The organism is Psychrobacter sp. FME5 (assembly GCF_014861375.1).
Taxonomy (GTDB): Bacteria; Pseudomonadota; Gammaproteobacteria; order Pseudomonadales; family Moraxellaceae; genus Psychrobacter.
Window position 1 is genome coordinate 1 of record NZ_RRYX01000125.1, and the last position, 8,037, is coordinate 8,037.

Consider the following 8,037-nt stretch of genomic DNA (forward strand, 5'->3'; position numbering starts at 1 on the left):
ACGTTACTTTAATCAAAACCTCTTATCAGGTGTCCTAAATTAGTTGACCACTACACAATGCATCAAGCATTCCTACAGAAGCTGGTGTGTTACTTATGTTTTATAATAATGCCGCCCAAAAAACGCTTCTCATCGATGACGCTGTTTATTGTGCCATGACTCCTGCAAACAACGAGTCAGTAGTCCAAAAGCCGTCCCACAACGAGACTTGGAAATATGCTCACGACCTTGCGACCATCAGAGAGTATCTCTTACACCATCGGTTGTCAGCGGACGAGTACAATCAAAACAACACAACCAACGAAGTAAATAATTACGATAAGAACGTGATGACTGATATGGATATCATTTTAATGTCTGACATAAATCCAGTATCACAAGCTTATGATACCAGCACCTTTATGGCGTTAGCAGATGCGCTTTTAGCACAACAAGCGCTAGTAAATGAACATCATTTAGGGCATTATATGCCACTTAACCCTTGGTTAAAACCGTTTATCGCAATATCTTTGTTTATTAATCACACACAATCTGATCACACCGCATCAGATTTCTTATTTTTAGTGACCAAACATAAGCCGTATTGTGTGCTATGGCATCCTATTTCGCCGTAACTCACCCTCATAATCATTACATTATTTCAGTCTTCTGTTTATAGCATCATAAACGCACTAGGTAGCAAGTATGTTTTCAAGGTTCTATCACCTCATCTATGATCCTCGAGTGTTACTCTTTTTAGGCGCCATTGTTGCCCTTATATTGTTGTACGATTATCTGCCCTTTCAGGCTTTTTTGATCACTGTGGCGCTTTTGCTCATTAGTACACTATTAGGAGCAGGCCTTTATTATTGGTATAAAAAACGCAAAAAGGCATCTGACGATCTGGCAAACTTGGTTGAAGATAATGACACAGCCACGCATCCTGTGACGAAGACTGAAGACGCTCAAGAAGTACAAGCACTTCGCGGGCAAATACAAGAGGCAATCAAAACCATCCGTCAATCAAAACTGGGGGATCAAACTGGCAAAGCGGCTTTGTATGAATTACCTTGGTATATGGTCATTGGTAATCCTGCCGCAGGGAAAAGCTCAGCTGTACTTCACTCCGGACTTAACTTTCCATTTATGGAAAAGACCAACCAGTTATCAGTAAAAGGGGTCGGCGGCACGCGAAACTGTGATTGGTTTTTTTCAACCGAAGGCATTTTGTTGGATACGGCTGGGCGTTATTCAGCTTACGAAGAAGATCGTTCAGAGTGGCTATCGTTCTTAAATTTACTCAAAAAAAACCGACCCAAGGCACCCATCAATGGCATTATCATCGCGGTCAGTATCGCCGAGCTGACTAAAAACGACCCCAATTATGCACTGGATCTGGCAAAAAATCTGCGCAGCCGCGTTCAAGACCTAACAGAACAGCTAGAAGTGTACGCACCTGTTTATGTGGTCTTTACCAAAATGGATTTGGTATCAGGTTTTCGTGATTTTTTTCAGGACTATGAGCAAGCAGAGCGTGACCAAGTATGGGGCGCGACCATCCCTTACCCAGACGATCCCGACAATATTAATATCACCGATGTCTTTGAAGAACACTTTAATATTTTGGTTAATGGTTTAAAAGATCTGAGCACAACCAAGCTTTCATTACGTCATCAGCGTACCGTATCGCCAAGCTTAATGACATTTCCTATGGAGTTTCAGTCGTTACGCCCTATGATACGAACACTCATGCATGCTTTGTTTGAAGACAACCCATTTCAGTTCAAGCCCATATTGCGCGGGTTTTATTTTACCAGCGCCTTACAAGAAGGTCAGGTCAATAGTCAGATGACGCTGCAAATGGTGGAAAACTATCATTTACAGCCAAGCACCACATCGTCTCTTAATGATAAAAACCACCATAAAAACGACAACACCGCTTACTTTTTACATGACTTGTTTTCAAAGGTGGTTTTAAAGGATAAGCACTTAGTCAAGCAGTACAAAAATCGCACAAAACGCAGTTATAGAGCTGTCATTACGCTTGCTGCCGTCGTTCTGTTGTGTACAGCCTCCGGCTTATGGACTTGGTCATATGCTAATAACAAACAATTAACTGAGCGTGTTATCGCTGATTTACAACAAGTGGCTCATATGCAAAACAACACGAATGGTGATTTGCAAACACAACTTGAGTCATTGGCTATTTTGCAAAGCCGCATTGAACAACTAGAGGCTTATGAAAAAGATCGACCATTATCGTTAGGTTTTGGGCTATATCAAGGCGATACTCTCAAACGTAAGCTGCTAGCAGAGTACTTTCACGGTATTAATATTATTGTACTATCGCCGACCAAACAAAATATTGAAGCGTTTTTGACACAGGTGAATGCCAATGCGTCAAAACTTAAGGCCAAACAGACAAGTGAGGATGATAAAGACGCTATAGATACCTACGTGCAGTCAGACCCAACCGACGTAGAAGATGCTTATAACGCGCTAAAAGCGTACTTAATGTTGAGCGATCATGAGCATTTAGAAGCCAGCCATCTCAGCGATCAAATGACTAGGTTTTGGCGTACTTGGCTAGAAGCCAATCGTGCCGATATGCAACGTGATAAAATGATTCGTCAAGCTGAGCGTATTTTAGCTTTCACTCTATCTCATACTAATGACGCCAGCTTCCCTCGTATTCAAAACGACTTGGCTCTAGTTGATAATACACGCGCGACTTTGACCAAAGTGAGCAAAGGACAGCCTGCTCGCGAGCGCGTTTATGCTGAGATAAAAATGCGCGCCTCATCGCGTTTTCCCTCAGTGACAGTGGCACAAATAACTCAAAATGCCCCTACAGAGGCATTGCTTGGGGGCTATGTGATTTCAGGCACCTTTACCAAAAACGCTTGGTCATCGTTTATTAGTAATGAAATTGATAAGGCAGCAACCAACAAAATTGTCGCAGATGACTGGGTACTGGCAACCAGCAGCAAAGATGACTTGACACTAACTGGTAGTCCTGAACAAATCCGCCAGTATCTCGTCAATCGCTACAAGCAAGAATATATTGCAGAGTGGAAACGTTTTTTGTCTCAAGTATATATACGAGATAGTAAAGACTTCAAAGATCATGCCATGCTGTTAAGTCAATTATCAAATACCAAGCAATCTCCTCTTATTACTCTATTTGATACTGTTGATCGTCAAACGCAATGGGATAGCGCAAACCATCAAAACCCAGCTCAATCTGATGAGTCAAAACGATCATTTGTGGATTGGTTTAAACAAACCATATTGCGTCAAAGTCCTGCAGAATTAAAACAAGCTCAGACAATGCTAAATAATAACGCCGCACACTCAGCGTCTGCCACGGCAACAAAGTCTGGAGCAATAGCACAAGAGTTTGCCGCCATACATGCATTGGTTACGCCGCGTGAGGATAACCAAGACTTATCGTTATTAGATAACTACTTGACAAGCTTGGGTGGAATTAGGACACGATTTAACAATATCACGAGAAGTGATGACATTGGCCCTGATGCTCTGCTCTTTGCTTCCCAAACACTAAGTAGTGAGGGCTCCGAGCTGACTCAATCTTTACAGATATTAGATGAACAAATCTTGAGCCAATCCAATTCACAAATCAAACAACTGATTCGGCCCTTATTAAGTGAACCGCTTACTCGCTCTTTTAATATGCTGCTCACACCGACCAAAACTGAAATTAATAAAGTTTGGCAAGCTCAAGTGTATAAGCCATTTTTGGACGACCTAGCTGGCAAGTATCCTTTTACTCAAAACGCAAATTTAGAGGCAACACCTGCTGAGATTGGCCAGTTTTTTGGTGATGATGGTTATGTAGCAAGGTTTGTAGATGAGACCCTCTCTCCCTTTATTATTCGCCGCGGTGATCAGATATCGAGCAAAATTTGGAATGGTGCAGGACTTGGTCTAAACCCTAAGTTTGTTGCCGATTTTGGACGCTACTTTGTCAATTACACAGGAAGTCAACGCACAAACTCCTCTAATAGTAACAGTACCGCTAAGCAAACCACCTTTCAAATCATGCCTCTACCTGTCAGTGGACTGACCGAGTACACGATAGTTTTAGATGGTCAGCAGTTACGGTACCGTATGGGTACGCAGGCATGGACGACCTTTGTATGGCCAAACCCAAGCAGTCAACCCGGAGCAAGCATACGCGCCAAAGACTACGATGGTCGGGATTATACGATCTTAGAAGAAGCTGGTAGTTTTGGCGTAGAGCGTTTTATTAATGCAGCACAAAGAACCGAGCTTGGTAATGATGTGTTTGAGATGACTTGGGCAGGTGATGGGGTGACGGTTTCGGTACGCTTTAGAATCATCAGTGGTAGTGCGAATACAAACGCTTCAGGGCAATCAGACAACCCATTTACTGGCATGAAACTGCCTGAAGAAGTCATTGGCGTTGGTGTAACTCGCACCGCAAAACCCACCGATGAGGATAGCCAGCATTCTACACCCCAAAGCACCCAAACGCCGATAAGCAGCAATGAGGGCTCAGCTGAAAACACGACGGCTCATGATGACGGCTTACTCAGTCCGCCTAACACAGATAACGCTACCGGCGCCAGCCGCCCAAGCGATGCGCTCATCGAGGAGCCAACATCATGATACCTGATACGCTTCCTTTGGTTTACTTTGGCAAACTACCTTGTCGTGGCGATTTTGTTCGTTCGCGCTCGCACATGAGTGATATCAATGTCATTGATCAGTGGGTCAGTCAAGCACTATCTGAATCAGCGGATGAGATGGATACTTCATTAGCCCTCCACTTTAGCCATGTTGATACCGCAGAAAACAAAATCATGACTGGCGTACTAATATCTAGCTATGATAGTGGTAATCGCCAATACCCATTCATCGGCTTTGGACTTATGCACCTCAATAAGCCTAAAGCATGGATGCAATACTTACCCATAAAATCAGCGGGCATGTGGCATGATATCCATCAAACCTTAGATCAAGCACGGTCTAAGGTCGACAACACACAGATAACGGAGACGCTCAACCAAAGCTTTGTTTCGATTGATCATAATGCCAGTACACATTATTACGACTTTATTAACTCTACCACATTGCAAGAAGGCGCGATGATGATAGATATTGATAAGGCCTCTTTGATTGAGCAGATCATCGCGACAGGGTTACTGTTTTTACCCACATTTACCAAAGGCTTCCATGGTCTAAATAAGGCTATTTACTGGTCATTGCCTGATAACAAGACGCAAGCCATTTATTTTGCTTCTTTTTGGCACGACCTCATTCATGGGTTTTATGCACCGCATCAGTTGTACTTTAACAGCTATTTTTACTGGCGTGACGGGCATTATCACCTCCTAATGAGTTTTTCAAAACCGGCCGCCACTACATTGATGCAAATACTGACAGGTACGTCAACAAAACATGAAAGCTGGGTCAATATCGCCGATAGCTCATGGACACAGCAGTTTATTGATGATGATATCGGCCTGACTCGATTTCACAATATATTATTACAAGATGATGCCTATTTATATGATGTTAGGCAATTATTCAAGACGATATTTTTGGCAAAATAATATTTGAGCAGTCATCATAGTTGATGGCTTTGACCTCTAAGTTTTATCAGTATAAAAAATAAAAAGGCATTTGTATGCGCATATCTGCACTCTCGCAACGATCCGCCCTTACCCGCCGGGCTCCTATCATGATATTTACAACTGCGTTACTGGCCAGTATTGCAGTTTTTGCCGCTCAAGATGACACCTTTATTGACACCAACCATGTAGAGGTACCCGTTGTCATCAAAGGTGTGGTTGCTACCAGCTCCGATAAAGATCAATTGCTTGATAAACTCAAGGCCCAATATCCAAATAAACCTGTACGAGATGAGATAGAAGTTCGCTCAAATATCAACATCCCTACCAATTGGCAACAAATAGCGACTGCCATTATCGACAGTGATATCTCGAGTATCAGACAAGGACGTATTGATATTCATGGTACTACTATCAGCCTACATGGCAAAGTCAATAGTATTGAACAAAAACAAGCCATCCAAAACCGCATCCACACTCGCTTAACAGATCTTTACCAGCTTGATAATAAGTTGGTGGTCACAGCAGGTGAGCAACGCTTGATCGATGACACCTTGGGCAATCGTATCGTAGAGTTTGAGTCCGGTAGTGCCAACTTGACACCTTTAGGGCTGGGTATCTTAGATGATATGGCAGGCGTGCTTACGCGTATTGGTGATAAATCGGTTGTCATTACTGGCCATACTGACAATACAGGTAACCCAGAGGCCAACTTATTGCTTTCAAACGAACGTGCTGAAGCAGTCAAGCAGTATCTAATTGGTCGTAATATTGATGCCACAAGATTGAGTACCGCGGGAAAAGGCGATAAGGATCCTATCGCTAGTAATGACAGCGACGAGGGACGCCGACGCAATCGCCGTATTGAATTCACTCTGGCCGAATAATAGGAGTCGGGACAACCGATAAGGAGCACCGTACCCATGCTACGCCTAACCAACACTATCGTACCCATGCATGCCGATAGACTATATGCCAGTGAAGGCAATACCCAAGCTGCTTATGCAAGCGCTAAACAGGAACTCAAACAGCATAAAAATTGGCTGCAGAATCTCATTAGAACGACCAATGAAGCCGGTCTCCTTGCACTCCTCAACGCCAATAACAACCAGCAACACGGTATTGACACCTATGTGCTGCATATCTACATTCATGAACGTCATCACCCACCATTTATGTCGCTAGATGCGTTTGTTGGTAGCTCTTTAACCCTAAGCTTTGACACCCCAAGTGGGCATGCCTATCGTCATCTATATATCACCGCCCTTTGCCAGCTCGATCATGATGGCAGCTATGGCTACTATCGACTCATCGCACAGCCCGCCACTTATCGCTTGCATCAGCATCTGCGCAGCCAGATAGATACCGACCTGTCGGTACAAGCCATGGTAACAGAACGCGTCGCCATGCAAGAGATAGACGTGATCGATGATAGTGGCACTGATAGCAGTAGTGAGAAAAACGCCAGTTGGACCCCAGCACGCATGACCCAGTGGCAAAGCAGTGACTGGAGTCATATCTGCGAACGCCTCTCACGCCAAGGACTCACCGCTTACCTCAGGCACGCGCAAACCGAGGAGCACGCACCGCCCACCCTTATTATTACTTCAGCTCATCCTAGTGATGAAGATGGTATCAGTCAAAGCATCGGCTCAGTACGTTATCAGCAAGTGCTACATGATCGCGCTCACGCGCCAATCTTAGCCCTTAGTGAACAAATCATCACCCAGCCGAGTACCGTCACGGTGCAACGCTTTAATAGCGCTAGCGTGGCCCACCCGGTCCAGTCAGCAAATATAGCTATCAGTGATAGTGAGGCAGATAGCCAAACCAATACGTCTACCCTTACGATCGACACTCCAGCCGCCTTTGCTCCAGTGACTGATACCGAGACGATTGATGACGCTACTATCATGGCAAATAGTCACCACAGTCGCTACAGCGTCTACCATGCGCTTGCTCACTGTACTGATTTAAACGTTGCGGACACTTTTACTCTAGTAGGTCATAACCATCTTAATCAGCATTACCGCGCCACTCATATCGTGCATTTAGCACGCAATAGCCTCGCTCATGTCACAGGACTCACGATCAGCCGTCGTCATCAGCAGCGCCATGCCTCAGATCTAAAAGCAGGTACTCACTTAACCCAGCTCAGACTGATCACCGCTGATACGCCTTGGGTAGGTGCGCTATACAGCAGACAAGCACTCCCGCCAGCGACGGGGCTCACAGATAGCCAGTCTGACACGGACAGTCGCAATCATATGACGCCGACACGCCACTATTTATTAGACAGCCCTGCTCAACCTATCAATCGATTAGAAGCCCAAGCAGGAAGCAATTATGGTAGCCACTTTACCCATAGAGCAGATGATCAAACTCTGTAGTGGCATAATAAAATTGGACAGCTTCTAAGAGGTTATAATAACCCAAAGAA

General features: G+C 44.3%; 5 protein-coding genes. All 5 read left to right on the plus strand.

Annotated elements, in window-relative coordinates:
- Window positions 1–95 precede the first annotated feature (95 nt).
- The 5 genes from EI161_RS12445 (at window position 96) to EI161_RS12465 (ending at window position 7,987) form a co-directional block, all read left to right on the plus strand.
- Entirely contained in the window at window positions 96–614 is a 519-nt protein-coding gene (locus tag EI161_RS12445; RefSeq protein ID WP_192529684.1) for a hypothetical protein, read from the plus strand.
- 70 nt (window positions 615–684) lie between these two features.
- The gene (gene tssM, locus EI161_RS12450) at window positions 685–4,632 is read left to right on the plus strand and encodes a type VI secretion system membrane subunit TssM (protein ID WP_192529685.1); all 3,948 of its coding nucleotides are present in this window, start codon (window positions 685–687) and stop codon (window positions 4,630–4,632) included.
- On the plus strand, window positions 4,629–5,579 hold the full coding sequence (gene tagF, locus EI161_RS12455) for a type VI secretion system-associated protein TagF (protein ID WP_192529686.1): 951 nt from the start codon (window positions 4,629–4,631) through the stop codon (window positions 5,577–5,579). Before tssM ends, tagF begins: the two co-directional genes overlap by 4 nt.
- Before the next feature lie 128 nt (window positions 5,580–5,707).
- Complete coding sequence (locus EI161_RS12460; protein ID WP_192529687.1) at window positions 5,708–6,484, plus strand: OmpA family protein; 777 nt, start codon at window positions 5,708–5,710, stop codon at window positions 6,482–6,484.
- A gap of 36 nt (window positions 6,485–6,520) precedes the next feature.
- The gene (locus EI161_RS12465; RefSeq protein WP_192529688.1) at window positions 6,521–7,987 is read left to right on the plus strand and encodes a contractile injection system protein, VgrG/Pvc8 family; all 1,467 of its coding nucleotides are present in this window, start codon (window positions 6,521–6,523) and stop codon (window positions 7,985–7,987) included.
- Window positions 7,988–8,037: the final 50 nt, after the last annotated feature.

Coding starts and splice junctions, on each gene's coding strand:
- EI161_RS12445 (WP_192529684.1), top strand. CDS start 96: ATGTTTTATAATAATGCCGCCCAAAAAACGCTTCTCATCGATGACGCT.
- tssM (WP_192529685.1), top strand. CDS start 685: ATGTTTTCAAGGTTCTATCACCTCATCTATGATCCTCGAGTGTTACTC.
- tagF (WP_192529686.1), top strand. CDS start 4,629: ATGATACCTGATACGCTTCCTTTGGTTTACTTTGGCAAACTACCTTGT.
- EI161_RS12460 (WP_192529687.1), top strand. CDS start 5,708: ATGATATTTACAACTGCGTTACTGGCCAGTATTGCAGTTTTTGCCGCT.
- EI161_RS12465 (WP_192529688.1), top strand. CDS start 6,521: ATGCTACGCCTAACCAACACTATCGTACCCATGCATGCCGATAGACTA.